Raw genomic sequence first — 15,993 nt, forward strand, 5'->3', positions numbered from 1 at the left:
CTCGAGGTCAATCCCGACGATGACGAAGCCTGGTACAACCGAGGCTACGCTCTGGACGAACTCGGTCGCACCGAAGAAGCCGTAGCCAGTTACGATCGCGCTCTCGAGGTCAATCCCGACCAAGACCTAGCCTGGAACAACCGAGGCTACGCTTTAGGAAAACTGGGGTGCTACGAAGAAGCTTTGAAAAGTTACGATCGCGCTCTCGAGGTCAATCCCGACCACGACTTAGCCTGGAACAACCGAGGCAACGCTCTGGACGAACTCGGTCGATACGAAGAAGCCGTAGCCAGTTACGATCGCGCTCTCGAGGTCAAACCCGATAAAGACGAAGCCTGGTACAACCGAGGCAACGCTCTCAGGAAACTCGGTCGATACGAAGAAGCCGTAGCCAGTTACGATCGCGCTCTCGAGGTCAAACCCGACCAAGACCTCGCCTGGAACAACCGAGGCAACGCTCTGGACGAACTCGGTCGCACCGAAGAAGCCATTGCCAGTTACGATCGCGCTCTCGAGGTCAATCCCGACCACGACTTAGCCTGGAACAACCGAGGCTACGCTCTGGTAAACCTCAGTCGATACGAAGAAGCCGTGGCCAGTTACGATCGCGCTCTCGAGGTCAATCCCGACGATGACCTAGCCTGGAACAACCGAGGCTACACTTTAGGAAAACTGGGGTGCTATGAGGAAGCTTTGAAAAGTTTCGATCGCGCTCTCGAACTCAAACCTGATGATTTTGGTGCTTTTTGTGCTAGAGCCTGCATTTATGCGCGACAGAACCACCTCGAACTCGCTCTCGACAGCTTAAAACGTGCGTTTCAACTCAATCCCGATAAGTCTCGCCAGCTAGTACAAACTGACACCGACTTCGACGAACTTCGCAACGACCCGCGTTTTCAACGCCTCATCGAAAATCCCGAGAAACAGGAATCCTAAAGCCGATTCCACCATTTCCAGAGATTCGTGACCAACTCTTACCGCCTGCGTTTCGTCACGTTGGCGATCCCGGCGAGAATCCCCGCACCCGCTGCAAACAAACCGATCGCCCACAAAATCGAATTCGGCAAATTCCCCAACAAACCGATTCCCTTCAACAGCAAAATAATCGCCACGAGGACGAGGGCAAATCCCGCCACGTACAGAGCGATCGTTGCAGTAGTTCCCGGTTTCGATTGGCGGCTCATGGCTTTCTCCGTCGTCGTTTCTCCGATTGTATCGAACCCTCGCGCGACCTATTCCTCTGTTTCGGTTGTTTCCTCCTCTCCATCGCCCGCACCCGGCAAAATTCCCTCGATCGACCGAATAATACTCCGCGCGGGTAACTGTTCCGGCTCGAAAATGGCCGTCAACGCCCGATCTAACGTCGGTGCCATCGCGATCTGATTCTCATAAGCCACGATCACCCGCGCCAACGTCGGCAAACTATTCTGTTCGGCTTCCAAATACAGCGGTTCGACGTACAACAGCGATCGCTCGATGGGAATCATCAACAAATTCCCCTGAATGACCCGCGATCCCTGCTGGTTCCACAACGAAAGCTGCTGGGAAATCACCGGATCTTGATTGATGCGAGCTTCAATTTGCCCCGGCCCGTAAACCAACTCCTGTTTCGGGAACTGATACAACAACAGTTTGCCGTAATTTTCCCCGTCCGATCGCCCCGCCAGCCACGCGATCGAATTCGCCCGTCGTCGCGGCGTAAACGGGTGCAGCAAAATAAACTCCTCCGAGGTAGACTGAGGCAGCTTCATAATCAAATAGTACGGTTCCACCGACTTCTCCTCGTTGCGGTAGATTTCCGTCGGAACTTGCCATTGGTCTTCTCGGTTGTAGAACACCTGGGGATCGGTCATGTGGTAAATCAGCAACCGTTCCGACTGCACCGAGAACAAATCGATAGGGTAGCGAATGTGGCGCAGCAGCGTCCGAGGCATCACCGAGAGGGGTTGAAATAACGTCGGAAACAGTTTTTGATAGGTTTGCAAAATCGGATCGCGGCCGTCCACCACATAAAACTGTACCGAGCCGTTGTAGGCGTCGATGACCACCTTGACCGAATTGCGGATGTAGTTAAACGAATGGTCTCCGGGATCGGCGTAAGGATAGCGATCGCTCGTGGTGTACGCGTCGAGAATCCAGTACAAATAGTTCTTGTTCGGATCGTCGTTGTCCGGGTCTAAATCCGCCGTTACCAGATAGGGATCGGCGTCGTAACGCAGAAACGGCGCGATCGACTTGACCCGGCGATCGAGCGTGCGGCGAAACAGCAGCTTCGTCTCCGGTAAAAAATTCTCCGTCAACACCATGCGCCAATCGCGCAAATAGACCGCGTACAGCCAACGCCGCCACCCCGTCCCGATGCGAATTCCCCCGCGTCCGTCGTAAGTGTTATAAACGTTCTCGTCCCCGCTGGGATAGTCCAACTCCTGAATCCGCGTCGAGGTCATCACGTAAGTATCCGTCAGTTCCCCGTAATACAACCGGGGCGAACCGATGGGGATACTGTCGCGAACCAACGGGTCAGTGACCTGAATCGGATCGTCTTGTCCGGGAGTGGGTTCGGTGGCGATACCCTTGACGAAATACTCCGGCAACCCGCTTTGCGTGGCCGTGTTCACCGGACTCATCGTAAACCCGTAGCCGTGAGTGTACACCAAATGCTGGTTGACCCAAGTTTGGGCGCGATCGGGAACCGCACTGTAGTCTAACTCCCGCGCTGCCAAAATCACCTGACGCGTTTCGTTAGCTTGGGGATTGTTCGGCGTCGGTCGGCGTCGGATGGTGTAGCGATCGATATCGGCGTTAGCAAACTTGTAGTACAGCCGAATTTGTTGCAGTTGGCGGTTGGTGTCCAACAGGGGGCGACTGTCCCACAAGCGAATGTTGCGAATGGTGAGGCTGTTGGCTTTCAAAGACGCTTCGTCTAAGGTTCCCGTGGGATTGAAGGTTTCGACTTCGATGTTATCGAGATCGAAACTCCCTCGCGTGTAGGCGATGCTGCGTTCGATAAACGGGCGTTCCCGAGCCAACTCGTTGGGCTGCACCACGATACGCTGTACCAACGCCGGAAGCAGCCAGGTCGTCGCACCGGCGGCGATCGCGTAACCGCCTAAAATAACGTACAGTGGCGGAACCAGAGTTTTTCGCGGCCGTCGGGGGGCAAGTTTTTCCTCCAAGGTCGGTCGGCGACGGGAACGGCGATCGAAGGGAGAGGCCCCCGTCAGCGCTTGCCACAGCAGCAACACGGCGATCGCCACCGCCAACAGTGCCAACGCCGTATAGGCCGGAAGCGTGACGTTAACGTCCGTATAACTGGCACCGTACACCACCCCGTCTTCCGAGTACAGGAGTTCGTATCGTTGCAGCCAGAAACTCAACGCCAAAACCATCGCCGTAACGCCGCCGAGTCCTTGTAAGTGGCGTTGCTGGCGGCGCGAAAACCCCGGAAAGCGCCCTTCGCTGAGAGAATCCCCCGAGAGCAAATAGGTAAGGGTGACGGCCACGAAACAGTAGCCGACAACGCCGAAACTCCAAAATTCCAAGAGTTCGAGGACTGGGAGGCGAAAGCTGTAAAAGGCAATATCGAGGCCGAAGAGCGGGTCGGTTTGGGCGAATTCCGTCGGACGAAACGCTTGCAATATCCGAGCCCACTGGGCCGGTAACAGGACGCCGAAGCCGAGACTCAAGGCGATCGTGGAGATCCGCAAACAGAGACGGGGCGACAGGAGAATTACCACGGGAAACACCGCCAAAACGCCCCAAGCGAGGGGATACTCGGCGATCGGTTGCAGCGATCGCAGGTATTCGATGGCGTTGAAGCGTTGGGGAAGCGTCGCGGCGATACTGGGAAGGTTCCAATCGGGATGCCAGCGATCGAGGGCTAAGTCGCTGTAGTACAGCAACATCAACGACAGCAAAAATCCCAGTCCCCATCCCACGAACAGCAGTCCCCCCAAGCCGAGTGCTGGCGTTTTGGAGCGATCGCTTCCGTTAGCTTGGCGGGGGAACTGGACGCGATCGAGATATTTCAACCGTTGCGCCAAACGCAGATTTCCCCAACCGACCGAGAGGGTCGCCCCCACCGACAGCACCCACACGGCGGCCTGAATTTGCAGTCGGGTTTGGAAGACCGGGAGATAGCCGACTTCCTGAAACCAAAACACTTCACCGACGATCCGCGCGGCGAAATCGAGACAAAAGATAGCGCCCGCGATCGCGACGAGCAGGGGAAACACGCGTTTGACCATGACCTCAGCCCTACCTCGTCACCTCTGCCGGATCGTCTCCCCAGTCGAGAACGGTAGCGGGTGCGGATTTCGACTCGGGCGTCGCGGAACCCTCGATCTCGTCGATGGCAGACTCCGACTCGACCACCGGCGCGGGTTTCGCGTCTGAGGGCGTTTTCAGCGTCGGTACGGGGTCGTCTGTGAGTTCTTCCGGGTTCTCCTCAATCTGGGGTTCCCAGGTCGGTTCTGGCGCTGGAGTAACCTCGGGGGAGGGGGTCGGTTCTGGCGTCACCTCGGGTTCGGGGTTCGGGATCTGCTTTTTCTCTTCCCACGTTTCGTCGGTTCGGGGTGCCGAAACGTCGCGAACGGCGGGTTCGTCGGGTTCGGTGTTCGGTGTCGGATCGACGGCCGGTCGAGCGATCGGTTGGGGGGAGTCGGGGCGATCGCGCGTTTTGTCGAGGACGGGGGGATTTTGGGTCTCGCGGTCGTTTTCCATGCTTTCCCAACCGATAGCCAGGCCGCCCAACGCTGCCGCGACGATCGCTGCGACGACGGCCGGAAGGCGTCCGAACCCTGGCTTCGCCTGAGTGGGTTTTATCGTTCGGGGCAGGTGTTGGCGAGATGGCGGTTGCGTCACTTGAGGGATCGTCACCGGCGATCGAACTTGCGTGACGACTTGCGACGGGGCGGCCGGGGCGACGGCGATCGTTTTCATCGACGAGAGGTTGTTTCCCGGCGTCAGGGCGGCGAGCATTTCGCTGGCACTTGAAAAGCGATCGCGCGGATGGAAGCGCACGGCTCGCTCGAGGGTCGTCGCCAAATTTCCGCGCAGGTTCGGCACCACCTCGCGCCAGCGCAGTTCTCCCGTGCGGCGATCGACGGCAATGTCCTGGGGTAGCGTTCCCGACAGCAGGTAAATGGCGGTCAATGCCAAGCTGTAGAGATCGCTGGCGTAGGTCGGACGTCCGGCGGCCTGCTCGCTCGACATAAATCCGGGCGTCCCGATAACCACAGAAGATTTGGTGGGCAACTCGGGCGCGTTCACGGCTTCCTTCACCGCTCCGAAATCGATAAGGACAGGAAGTCCGTCTTTGCGGCGCACGACGATATTTTCGGGTTTGACGTCTCGGTGGACGATGTGGCGACTGTGAATGAAGTCGAGAACCGGGAGAATTTGCCTTAACAGCCGAACCACAGCGCCTTCGTTCCACAATCCCCGTTGCTGGACTTGTTGCAAGAGGGTATCGCCGTCGATCCATTCTTGAACTAAGTAAAAACGACCGGCTTCGGAAAAGTAGGCATACAGACGGGGAATTTGTGGGTGTTCCTCTCCGAGTTCTTCGAGAACGGCAGCTTCGCGCTCGAAGCGGGTGCAGACGTCGGCGTAGCGATCGGGGGTTTGCGTGACCTGTTGCAGTTGTTTGATAACACAACGGCGTCGCGAGGGCAGGTGGGTGTCTTCGGCGAGGTAAGTTTGTCCGAAACCCCCAGTTCCGAGGGTTTCGAGAGCGAGGTAACGGTTGTTGAGGAGCTGAGAAACCATAGGCTTAGAGAGGTTCGGCTTTTTCCACCGTGCGATCGTTGACTCCGAGGGTGAGCTTGAGAGATTTTCCGGCCTCGCGGGCGCGGACGGCTTGTCGGTACGAGGCGTAATCCGTCGGGAGTGTCACCTGGCGTCCGCCCTGTTCGTAGGATATGTAATATTCTACTGTCTTCAGCAGTTCGGGAGTTCCGGGTCGTTCTCGGGGCGTTTCTCGCGCTTCAATGTTTTCGACAGTCGGACGAGGCGGGAGTTTCGGCCACCACAGCCCTTTTTCGTCGGCGTTCCCCACTGCTCCTTCGGGGCGTTCTCCGTTGACGTTGAGGACGGAATTGGAGGCAAATTCTTCGTAACGCGGCAGTTTGTCGCTCGTCGTTTCTTCGTAGGGGACGCGCCAGGTGTAGGTGGTGAGGGCGGTCGCTTCGTACTCGTCGATAACCAGGGAGGTGCAGCCGGGGAGGGTGAGGACGAGGGCGACGCTAATACTAATACTGGTGAGGGCTGAGTTTCTAAGCACTGATATTCGGCAGTTTCAGAAGAGTTAACAGGGGAGGCTTCGTGAAGTTAACCAGCCTCGGGGAAAGGAGAGGGTAACGGCAGGGGGCATCAACATCAGGGAGCGCTCTGTGCTAGAGAACGAGAGTAGCCATCTATTGCCGAAGGTGTTATCCACATCGCACAAACCAAGAGCGATCGCAAGCTAAATGTCATAATTGGAATTGCCAATGTCGGCTAAGCCGACAGTGCGCTGGTAGTAACAGTCGCGACGACTCAAACCCCGGATTCATAGCAAACACGAGAACTCACAATTTTTAATATTTTGCTCGATCCTGCCTTTATTTTCAGTATACCTTTATTGTTAGTATAATAATTGGTATTGGTGGTAGTGTTATAATGTGGCTATTGTGGCAACTGCGAAAGCGAATCGGATGCTGAAATTTTGGAAATGCGATCGCTACTTCTCGTCACGTTTCAATTTTCAAAAAAAGGTTAGTAAACCTCATTTTAAATTCTGATAAGCTAGGTTTCAAGAAGTTTTCACCACAGAGGCACAGAGGACACAGAAAAGAGCTTGCCGTATAAAAAAAACAATAGTTGAGTCCTCGACTCCGCTCGGACTCAACGCTGAGCGAAGTCGAAGCGAGCGAAGTCGAAGCGTTACAATTCGGGTTCCGTATTACCCTTTCTCGACAAAAACACTAATCAGTTAAGCTTTCTAGCTGAGTTTCGAGTTCCCGAATTCGTGATTGCAAAGGAGCCATGATTTCAGCGACTTGTTCTTCAGAATATTTCAAAGGAATGTGCTGGGGACAGTTCCAATCCCAGGCTTCAACGCGAATCACGATCGCCCGTTCTACATGGGCGCGGTAGCCGGAAACGCGCAGTCGTTCGACTAAATCGGGGCGATCGCATTCCACTTTTGCTCGTCCCCAAATCTTGAGGCGGCGGCGGTTCGCGTAGTCCATTAGAAACAGAAACACGCGATCGCTCGTTTCTAAATTCCCGACGCTCAAATACTGACCGTTTCCTGAAAAGTCTGCAAATCCCAGCGTCTTCTCATCTAGCACTTTTAAAAAGCCGATGGGGCCACCTCGAAACTGAATATACGGCCAGCCATTCTCGTTTGTCGTCCCTATATAAAAGCTATCTCTCGCTTCGATAAACTCGGCGAGATGGGGAATTAACGTGTCGTTTTCGAGACCGCTTTCTTCCATGCGAGCGTATGTTTCTCGCGAACCGTACTTGTTTTGAATCGCCTTAACCGCAGGAGTGAAAGCGATTTGCGTGAATTTCCGAGCCATGAGGACTCCTTTGGGAAAGGATAAAAATGGAACCTCGAGAAACCCGGTTGGGTTGGCGAACCGGGTTTTTGGAACCGATTAGGCGGCTGCACTCGGGACTTCGATGCAACGCATTCCCACGAAGCCAGGGAGCTGTTTGATGCGATCGATCCAAGCCAGTACGTGGGGGTAATGTTCTAACGCAATGTTACCGTCGGGTGCTAGGGCAACGTAAGGAAATACCGCAATGTCGGCGATCGTAGGGCGATCGCATTCTAACCAGGCGCGATCGCTCAACCACGCATTCAACTGTCTTAAAATCTGGTGGGATTTCTCCGTGGCGCGATCGATGTTAATGGTTGTTGCCCCGAACAGATGGTACAAACGGGCGTTTTCAGGGCCTTGACGCACTTCTCCCGCCGTCACGGACAGCCAACGCACTACCCGACTCAAGGAAATCGCGTCGCTGGGAAGCCAGACCTCACCACCGTACTGACGTGCCAAGTACGTGAGAATTCCTTGTGCATCTTGCAACAGGCGATCGCCATCGACGAGTGCTGGAACTTGACCGAAGGGGTTAATTGCCAAGTAGGAAGGCTGTTTGTGTTCCCCTTTCATTAAATCGACCCGTTTGTATTCGTAGTCTAAATTCAGCAGTTCGAGAAACAGACGGGCTTTGTAGGCATTTCCCGAGAGTTCGTGACCGTAGAGCGTAATCATAGAAGAGGTCTCCAAAATTTAAAAGGGAACAGCGGATCTGGGAATCGGATTTTTTCTGGTGTTTTAATTTTTGACGACTCATTTGGGACTGCTATATGGAATCCGAATTTCAACGCTTCGACTTCGCTCAGCGTTGAGTCCGAGCGGAGTCGAGGACTCAAACAGTGGTTTTGCCGAACGCGACAAGCCCTTCTCTGTGTCCTCTGTGCCTCTGTGGTGAAGACTTCTTGAAACCCAGTTTATCGGAAACAGATTCCCCATAAGACGCTGATGGAGGTTGGCTTTCACGATTTTGTGTAGACCGGTCTGTATATTTTTAGTATATAGACCAGTCTGTCTACTGTCAATAGTTCGATCGCAATCCTCTACTGGTCTGTATTTGAAAACCGCGAGCGAGCGAAAGCCGAGCGATCGCACCGATAGAGAACGTGATAAGACAGAGGATGAGTGTCTGCCAACGCCGGATGTCGGAAGTCGTCGTTCGGATCGCGTGTCATCCCGATATTTTCCATAACTCGGCGCGATCGCCAATTGTGTGGCACGGTAAACGAGACGATTTCCGAAAGCTGCAATCGCTCGAATCCCCAGGCCAGCGCAGCCCGTGCGCCTTCTGTCGCATACCCTCGCCCCCAATATTGCCTTCCCAGACGCCAGCCAATTTCCACACAGGGCGTAAAGTGTGCCTCAAAACGGGGAACGGACAACCCGATAAATCCCGCCAACGGGGTAACATGGGGAATTTCCACCGCCCAAAAGCCAAATTCATGGCGATCGAAGTGCGCTTCGATACGAGCGATCGATTCATCGCTTTGTTCGGGGGTTAACCGGCTTGGAAAATATTCCATCACCTGGGGATCGGCGTTTATGGCGGCAAAGGGAGCGCGATCGCTCGGACGCCACCGCCGTAAAATCAATCGTTCGGTTTTCAACGGCTCGAACCGGCGATCGCCGGTTCGTCTCACACTCATACCTTCATTTCCGACAGCCGCAGAAACTCCGTATTCACCCCAGACTCGCGAATCAGAGCGATTTTACCAGTTCTCGCAACTTCGCGGATGCCGAATTTTTGCAAGACTTGAACGAACGCAACCATCTTACCGGGGTCGCCAACAACCTCGACAATCAGCGAATCGTCAGCCACGTCCACAATCCGGGCCCGAAAAATCTGGGCCAGTTCCACAATTTCCGATCGCGTCGTACTCGAGGCGTTCACCTTAATCAACATCAGTTCCCGTTCCACACAGGGAACGTCAGTGATGTCCTGAACCTTAATAACGTTAATCAGCTTGTAGAGTTGCTTGGTAATCTGCTCGATCACCTGGTCGTTGCCGTTGACGACCATCGTAATGCGAGAAATCCCGCCCTGCTCGGCCGATCCCACCGCCAAACTTTCGATATTGAAGCCCCGACGGGCGAACAGTCCAGCAATTCGGGTCAGCACCCCCGCCTCGTCTTCGACTAAAACTGAAAGCGTATGTTTCATTGTTTTTTGCTTAAGAATGCCATAGAGCCTGGATCGATACTTTTATCATATTGGCCGTGTCGCCGCCGAAAAATAAAAACATTAGGAGAACTTTTTGTATGGGTTGGTTGAGTCGCATTTTCGGAAAAGAAGACGAGAAAACCGCTTACGAGTTTCCACCGATGCCCATTAAAGAAGCGGTCGAACGAGCTGGAGGAAAACTCGCTCAAGCTCCGATGGCTGCCGAAGCCTCCGACACGCCCCCCGAAGAGGGGACGCCAATTCCCCCGGAACGGGTGGGACTCGACGGCAAATACGACCAAAGCGGCCTGGCCAAGCGAGTGGTTCGAGCCTTCGATCTCGATCCCGATACAGACGATATCGAAACGGTATGGGTCGCGCAACTCGGCAGTAAGGTGGTGTTGAAAGGAACCGTCCCGTCTCGAGAGGTTCTCGACAATCTCGTCAGTATTGCCAGCCAAGTTGAAGGGGCGACTGACGTAGACAGTTCCCAAGTCCAAGTCGGGTAACGGGAGATGGGGAAACCCGATCGGTGAAGAGGGGAGAGGGGAGAGTGAAGAGGGGTGACCGTTAAGAGTTCCTCTTTATCTCCCCTGCTCCCTTGCTCCCCTGCTGTTTCTAACTTTGAACCTCTTCGACCGGTTTAGCCCCTCGTTCGAGAACGACTCGCAACAAGGGAGGAGCGAGGAAGGTGGTGATGATGACCATGACCACGATCGCCGCCTCTAAAGCTTCTGAGAGGGCCCCGCTGGCCGAACCGACCGCAGCAAAGACTAATCCCACTTCCCCTCGAGGAATCATCCCCACGCCGATCGCAAGTTTGTTGGTATCGGGTTGACCGAAGATCGTATATCCCGTAATGACTTTTCCGACGATCGCCACGACGATTAAAAACGTCGCGATAATTAAACCTTCACGGTTACTCGGTACGGCCGGATTGAGAACCGCCAAATCGGTACGGGCCCCGACGACGACGAAGAACACCGGAACCAGCATATCGGCCACGGGAATGACCTGTTCTTCAATTTCGTGTTGCTTCTCCGTTTCGCCGAGAATCAAACCAGCGGCGAAAGCCCCTAAAATCGATTCCAGTTGAATCGCAGCAGCGACATAGGAGAACACGAACACCACGATCAACGACGCGATCAATAGCGGACCGCGTGTTTTCAACTCTTTGACCAGAGCAATAAAATAAGGGGCTAACAGCCGTCCTAAGAGAATCGAACCGATGAGAAATACCCCAGCACTCACCGTCAGATAGAGGATGCCGGTTACTTGCACTTCTCCAGTTTTCACCAGGCTGGCAACGACGGCGAGGACGATAATTCCCAAAACATCGTCGAGAACTGCCGCCCCGATAATGATTTGACCTTCTTTAGAGCTGAGTTTGTTAATCTCCGCCAAAACTTTCGCCGTAATACCAATACTGGTGGCGGTGAGGGCTGCACCGGCGAAAATGGCGGGAATGGCAGCGACGTGAAAAATCGTCATCAGTCCGGCGGTTCCCATGGCAAAGGGGGCAGCCACTCCGACGACTGCGACGATCGCAGCTTGCGGTCCGTATTTGAGAAGTTCGCCGAGTTCGGATTCCAAGCCGATTTCAAACAGGAGGATAATCACCCCGAGTTCTGAGAGAACGCTAATTACCTCACTTTCTGCATGGAACGAGGCGGCTAAGGTTTCGGGTGTAATGTCGCTCGTGGCTTGAATGAAGCGAAATACGAGAGAATCGGTGGCTTCTGCTCCGGTTTCTGGAAAAACGATCAAATTAAACACAGAAACCCCCACGACGACGCCGCCGACGAGATCGCCGAGAACGGGGGGTAAATTCAGACGTGCGAAAATTTCGCCACCGAGTTTACTCGCCAGATAAATGACGACCAAACTTAAAAGAACGCCACCTAAAACTGTTGCACCGTCCGCTTCTGCTTCGAGTGTCGCTTCGGTTGTGGTCGCGAGAATTGTGGGAAAATCGCCCACACCGATTAGAAAGTTCAATGGGGGTGATAATGTCATCTTTAATCCAATGTCGAATCCGTTTTGTCACGATATACCTTGTTTAATGTACTAGGAATGGCGAGGGAATTGACAATTGAGAATTGACAATTGATAACGGATTGTTGTCGGATCGTCTCGTCATCTCCTTATCCGGTCGTCCCTTCATCGGGCGAACGGCGGCGATCGCCCTCGAGGGATTGCTACAATTTTCCAAGACAAAAAACTCTCTGGGGTAAGGCGATCGATGCTGAAACGACGGACAACGCGATGGGTTCTGGTCGCGGGACTGGGGGTCTGTGCTTTGTTGACGGGGGCGGTCGTCTCGAACATCCGCATTCCGGCGAGCAAGTCGAACGGTGAAGTGGCGATCGCTCTCGAAGACTCGACGGTTCTCCAAGCGTTGTTGCTTCCCCCGACCGAACGTCAGGCTAAACTGGTGGCGATCGCCGAGGGAACGCCGGGACTCGAGCGATCGCGGGCCCGCTACGTTTTGGCCGTGGAGGCGATCGCGGCCGACGACGCTCGAACGGCGTTGGCGTACCTCGAGAATTTGGAATCTGAATACCCGCGTTTGGCAGGATACGTATTGCTCCAACGGGCGCAGGCGCAACGACTGGCGGGAAACGCCGACGCCGCCACGGATACTCTGAAATCTCTCGTGTCGAATTTCCCCGACGATCCGGCGGCCGCCGAAGCCCTTTTCGAGTTAGGACAGTCTGAGGCGTCATATCTCGATCGCCTCTTGGCGGAGTTTCCGAGACATCCCCGCAGTGGGGAAATCGCCCTCGACCGCCTCGAGGCCAACCCGACGGATTTCGAGCTGTTAAAGCTGCTTTCGACCCATTTGTACCTCAGAAACGTCACCGAACTGCTCGATCGCCTTGTAGACGCTCACAGTTCCCGCCTGACGCCGGAAGATTGGGAACGAGTCGCCTTCGGGTATTGGGAAAAAATCACCTACGGAAGCGCGGGGAAAGCTTACGCCAAAGCCCCCAAAACCGCCCGCAACCTCTATCGCACCGCCCGAGGGTTGGAACTCGGCGGTTACAAAACGGAAGCCCGTCAAGCCTACCGCCAGTTAGCCAGTCAGTTTCCCGAGGCTACCGAAACGGCTGAAGGGCTTTTGAAGCTGTCTCGACTCGTCGAAGCCAAAGATGCGATTCCCCTGCTCGATCGCGTCATTGCGGGATTTGGCGATCGCGCCGCCGAAGCGCTTTTCGAGCGATCGAAGGCGTTGGCGCAACTCAACAGTTCCACTTCGGCACAACAAGCCCGTCAGTCAGTTTTGACGCAATACAGCCGTTCCGACACGGCTGCCGAAATACGCTGGGAAAACGCCCGAGATCGAGCAAAATCGGGGAATTACGCCAAAGCCTGGGACTGGGCGCGTCAGATCGTCACGGAAAATCCCGATAGCGACCTCGCCCCGGAAGCGGCGTTTTGGGTGGGAAAATGGGCGCAGACTCTCAATAAACCCAACGATGCGCGGGCGGCGTTCGAGTACCTGTTGAAAACCTATCCCGAGTCTTATTATGCGTGGCGTTCGGCGTCGCTGCTGGGTTGGAACGTGGGAAACTTTACGACGGTGCGATCGATTTCTCCGGCGATCGCCAATTTGCAGAAACATCCCGCTCTGACGGCGGGGTCTCTCGCCACCCGAGAACTGCACGCTTTGGGGTTCGACCGCGCGGCTTGGAAGCGCTGGCAGGTGGAATTTCCCGATCCGATGGATCCCACGGTTGACGAACAGTACACTGACGGCATTTTGCGTCAAAGTGTGGGAGATTACCTCGACAGCATTTTTATGTTGACGAGTTTAGGATGGCGCGACGATCCTGAAGAACTGGCGAGATATAAGGAATTAAAAGCCGATTTTGCCTATTGGTACGCTCTGTATCCATTTCCCTATCAGGAGTCGATTCTCAAGTGGTCGAAAGAGCGAGATCTCGATCCGTTGTTGACAGTGGCGTTAATTCGTCAGGAGTCGCGATTTATGCCTGAAATTCGCTCGATCGCCGATGCGGTGGGGTTGATGCAGGTTATCTACGAAACGGGGGAATGGATTGCGGAGAAAAACGAGGAACCCGCCCCCGTAGATTTAGAAAATCCCGACGACAACATTCGATTGGGGACGTTATATCTCGATTACACCCACGACGAATACAACAACAATACGTTATTTGCGCTAGCGAGTTACAATGCCGGTCCGGGCAACGTGGACGACTGGATCTCGCGATTTGGCTTTTCTGACCCGGATATTTTCGTCTCTCAAATTCCGTTCCCCGAAACGAAGGGATATATTAGTTCGGTGATGGGGAATTATTGGAATTATTTGCGATTGTACAATCCTGAAATCAAGGAAAAATTAAATCGTTTGTAGGGGAGGAAAATTTACTACAGAGACACAGAAAACAGAGAGGTTTGTATTTCTGAAAAATGGATTTCAAACTATAGCAATCCTAAATCAGTTGTGTGACAAAATCGGGAACAGGGAATCGGGAACAGGGAACAGGGAATCGAATTTTTTCGGGTGTTTTAATTTTTGACGACTCGTTTGGGACTGCTATAGAACCCCAGCATCTTGGAGATGCCGGGGTTCTGGCGTGGCGAGATTGTTTTTTTATTCAATTTTACCGCTCGGCGAAGCGAAAGACCGTGTCGGCGAGGCGATCGCTAAACCCGACTAAAAACGACAAGACCAAAATGGTCGGATCGGCGAGGGGAAGTGGCGTTTCTGCTCCGATGCGATCGACCAACACCGACAATCCCGCCTCGACAATCAGATAGCTGGCACCACCGAATAAAATGCCCTGTATCGGGCGCATCCACATCCATTTCGCGGTTTCTCCGAGACGGCGAAAGGGGCGGTGAATGAAGCGATAGACGATCGCCGCCAAACTCCCGAACAAACTCCACGCCAGCACGGGCCAGGGAACGCCGACGACGGGCAGTTTGCGATCGCCGAGGGATTCGACGAGAAAGCCGTCGCCCCACAGCCACACGAACAGGACGATAAAGCCCACAACGCCCACAGCATAGACGATCGACAAGACGGTAATCGCCACGGGAACCGAGCGATCGTCGAGGATCAGGCGTTCGATAACCCGCTGACGCTGTTCGATTTCCAGCATCAAACCGAGGGTGGCTTGTCCGGCGTCGCTGAATAGATCTACGGCTTGATGAGACAGGGCTTCCGTCGGAAGTTGTCGAGCGAGACGTTCGATATCGGAGTACTGCATTTCGGCTTCGTTTTGCAGGGCGCGATCGCGCATTTGAGCGATCGAGGCGTGTAAGCCGCTGCGTTCTCCCGTCGCCCCAGACGCCAAATGCCAAAACAGGGCTTCGACGCTGCGCTGTTTGATGCGAATTCCGTTGTGAGTCGCCTGTAACTGCTTCCACAACTCGACGGTTTCGCCCTCACCGCCCTGTAACTGACGTTCGATCTCGTCGAGTTCGTCGAGATAGTCTCGAGTCGAGGCGCGAAAAGACTCCACCGAGGTATTTTCCGAGGTTTGGCGGACGCGAGTTTCCAGCGTGGCCGGTTCTCGCAGGGTGCTGAGATAGGCTAAGGCGGCTTCGACGGGAACCAGAGCGGTGGCGATCGCTCGCAGTTGGGTTAGCGTCGTCGAAAGGTTGGGAACGGTAGAGTCGGCGGTGGCGTTTTCCGGTTCTGAAGGGGTCGATCTCGATGCAAACCAAGGTTGACGGGTAGCTTCGGATTCCCAAAAATCGGCATTAGACATAAGACGAGGCCGTTACAGAAAAGGGAGCAAAGCCCACGTCTTTTAAGCGTGGGACGAACGCGTCGGAGCTTAAAAGCTCCGAGACCAAGTCGCCGCCGTTACAGGAATCTGCGTCCTGCGGCGGTGATAAAAAAAAGAAAGTCCAATTTTAGACTACAATCATTCGAGCATTCAGTCACAGTGATGCTCAACCTCACTTACCAGTACAAACTTGCGCTAACCAAGCAGCAGCAACAGACCTATGACGAGTGGCTAGAAACCTCTCGTCGGGTTTGGAACTATGCTTTAGCAGAGCGCAAAGACTGGTACAAGTCGATAGCCTGTCCCATCGATCGATGCTCTCTTCGAGGTGAGTACATTATTGTATCTGTTTAGCGATGCTCACTCAGGTCGAAGCCTGCCAAGGCATGGCCTGGGCAACGAGGTCAATAAAGGAGTCGTCAGATTGGGCAGCCGTAGCCGCCAAGGAAGCTAAAATCTCCCAAGTGCGAGCGCCGGATTC

13 protein-coding genes and 1 pseudogene are annotated in these 15,993 nt (G+C 54.4%); 4 read left to right on the top strand and 10 right to left on the bottom strand.

The window, feature by feature from the left end; all coding sequences use genetic code 11:
* The coding region (locus POG22_RS10720; protein ID WP_498905189.1) for a tetratricopeptide repeat protein at positions 1 to 936 on the top strand (936 nt) is incomplete at its 5' end.
* Between the two features lie 38 nt (positions 937 to 974).
* On the opposite strand, the gene POG22_RS10725 is transcribed toward POG22_RS10720, so the two are convergent.
* From POG22_RS10725 to ilvN, 8 genes are all read right to left on the bottom strand, one after another.
* Entirely contained in the window at positions 975 to 1,184 is a 210-nt protein-coding gene (locus POG22_RS10725; protein WP_063717193.1) for a hypothetical protein, read from the bottom strand.
* Positions 1,185 to 1,232: 48 nt separating this feature from the next.
* Positions 1,233 to 4,247: a UPF0182 family protein gene (locus POG22_RS10730; protein ID WP_498905191.1), complete on the bottom strand. Its 3,015-nt coding sequence runs from the start codon at positions 4,245 to 4,247 to the stop codon at positions 1,233 to 1,235.
* A 10-nt stretch (positions 4,248 to 4,257) separates the two neighbouring features.
* A complete protein-coding gene (locus POG22_RS10735) occupies positions 4,258 to 5,769 on the bottom strand; it encodes a protein kinase domain-containing protein (RefSeq protein ID WP_498905192.1) in 1,512 nt (503 codons plus the stop codon).
* A gap of 4 nt (positions 5,770 to 5,773) precedes the next feature.
* Positions 5,774 to 6,283 (bottom strand): hypothetical protein, encoded by a 510-nt coding sequence (locus POG22_RS10740; RefSeq protein WP_498905194.1) that lies wholly within the window; start codon positions 6,281 to 6,283, stop codon positions 5,774 to 5,776.
* A gap of 682 nt (positions 6,284 to 6,965) precedes the next feature.
* Complete coding sequence (locus tag POG22_RS10745) at positions 6,966 to 7,568, bottom strand: pyridoxamine 5'-phosphate oxidase family protein (RefSeq protein ID WP_498905195.1); 603 nt, start codon at positions 7,566 to 7,568, stop codon at positions 6,966 to 6,968.
* Positions 7,569 to 7,646: 78 nt separating this feature from the next.
* On the bottom strand, positions 7,647 to 8,267 hold the full coding sequence (locus tag POG22_RS10750) for a glutathione S-transferase family protein (protein WP_498905205.1): 621 nt from the start codon (positions 8,265 to 8,267) through the stop codon (positions 7,647 to 7,649).
* 365 nt (positions 8,268 to 8,632) lie between these two features.
* Positions 8,633 to 9,235: a GNAT family N-acetyltransferase gene (locus tag POG22_RS10755; RefSeq protein WP_498905197.1), complete on the bottom strand. Its 603-nt coding sequence runs from the start codon at positions 9,233 to 9,235 to the stop codon at positions 8,633 to 8,635.
* Entirely contained in the window at positions 9,232 to 9,750 is a 519-nt protein-coding gene (ilvN, locus tag POG22_RS10760; RefSeq protein ID WP_063717200.1) for an acetolactate synthase small subunit, read from the bottom strand. Before ilvN ends, POG22_RS10755 begins: the two co-directional genes overlap by 4 nt.
* A gap of 98 nt (positions 9,751 to 9,848) precedes the next feature.
* Between ilvN and POG22_RS10765 the strand changes: the two genes are divergently transcribed.
* Positions 9,849 to 10,259, top strand: coding sequence for a BON domain-containing protein (locus POG22_RS10765; protein WP_498905199.1), 411 nt, complete (start codon positions 9,849 to 9,851; stop codon positions 10,257 to 10,259).
* A gap of 109 nt (positions 10,260 to 10,368) precedes the next feature.
* On the opposite strand, the gene POG22_RS10770 is transcribed toward POG22_RS10765, so the two are convergent.
* A complete protein-coding gene (locus POG22_RS10770) occupies positions 10,369 to 11,766 on the bottom strand; it encodes a cation:proton antiporter (protein WP_144053792.1) in 1,398 nt (465 codons plus the stop codon).
* 226 nt (positions 11,767 to 11,992) lie between these two features.
* Between POG22_RS10770 and POG22_RS10775 the strand changes: the two genes are divergently transcribed.
* A complete protein-coding gene (locus POG22_RS10775) occupies positions 11,993 to 14,128 on the top strand; it encodes a transglycosylase SLT domain-containing protein (protein WP_498905201.1) in 2,136 nt (711 codons plus the stop codon).
* 250 nt (positions 14,129 to 14,378) lie between these two features.
* Here the strand turns inward: POG22_RS10775 and POG22_RS10780 are convergent, their stop codons facing one another.
* On the bottom strand, positions 14,379 to 15,491 hold the full coding sequence (locus tag POG22_RS10780) for a hypothetical protein (protein ID WP_498905203.1): 1,113 nt from the start codon (positions 15,489 to 15,491) through the stop codon (positions 14,379 to 14,381).
* A 183-nt stretch (positions 15,492 to 15,674) separates the two neighbouring features.
* Between POG22_RS10780 and POG22_RS10785 the strand changes: the two are divergent.
* Positions 15,675 to 15,854, top strand: a pseudogene (locus POG22_RS10785) (helix-turn-helix domain-containing protein); the annotation flags it as partial.
* Positions 15,855 to 15,993 lie beyond the last annotated feature (139 nt).

Source organism: Geitlerinema sp. CS-897 (assembly GCF_028368005.1).
GTDB lineage: Bacteria > Cyanobacteriota > Cyanobacteriia > Cyanobacteriales > Geitlerinemataceae > Baaleninema > Baaleninema simplex.

What these genes read in the sequence shown, in the direction of transcription:
- POG22_RS10725 (WP_063717193.1), bottom strand. Translation starts at nt 1,184, where the DNA reads ATGAGCCGCCAATCGAAACCGGGAACTACTGCAACGATCGCTCTGTAC.
- POG22_RS10730 (WP_498905191.1), bottom strand. Translation starts at nt 4,247, where the DNA reads ATGGTCAAACGCGTGTTTCCCCTGCTCGTCGCGATCGCGGGCGCTATC.
- POG22_RS10735 (WP_498905192.1), bottom strand. Translation starts at nt 5,769, where the DNA reads ATGGTTTCTCAGCTCCTCAACAACCGTTACCTCGCTCTCGAAACCCTC.
- POG22_RS10745 (WP_498905195.1), bottom strand. Translation starts at nt 7,568, where the DNA reads ATGGCTCGGAAATTCACGCAAATCGCTTTCACTCCTGCGGTTAAGGCG.
- POG22_RS10750 (WP_498905205.1), bottom strand. Translation starts at nt 8,267, where the DNA reads ATGATTACGCTCTACGGTCACGAACTCTCGGGAAATGCCTACAAAGCC.
- POG22_RS10755 (WP_498905197.1), bottom strand. Translation starts at nt 9,235, where the DNA reads ATGAGTGTGAGACGAACCGGCGATCGCCGGTTCGAGCCGTTGAAAACC.
- ilvN (WP_063717200.1), bottom strand. Translation starts at nt 9,750, where the DNA reads ATGAAACATACGCTTTCAGTTTTAGTCGAAGACGAGGCGGGGGTGCTG.
- POG22_RS10765 (WP_498905199.1), top strand. Translation starts at nt 9,849, where the DNA reads ATGGGTTGGTTGAGTCGCATTTTCGGAAAAGAAGACGAGAAAACCGCT.
- POG22_RS10770 (WP_144053792.1), bottom strand. Translation starts at nt 11,766, where the DNA reads ATGACATTATCACCCCCATTGAACTTTCTAATCGGTGTGGGCGATTTT.
- POG22_RS10775 (WP_498905201.1), top strand. Translation starts at nt 11,993, where the DNA reads ATGCTGAAACGACGGACAACGCGATGGGTTCTGGTCGCGGGACTGGGG.
- POG22_RS10780 (WP_498905203.1), bottom strand. Translation starts at nt 15,491, where the DNA reads ATGTCTAATGCCGATTTTTGGGAATCCGAAGCTACCCGTCAACCTTGG.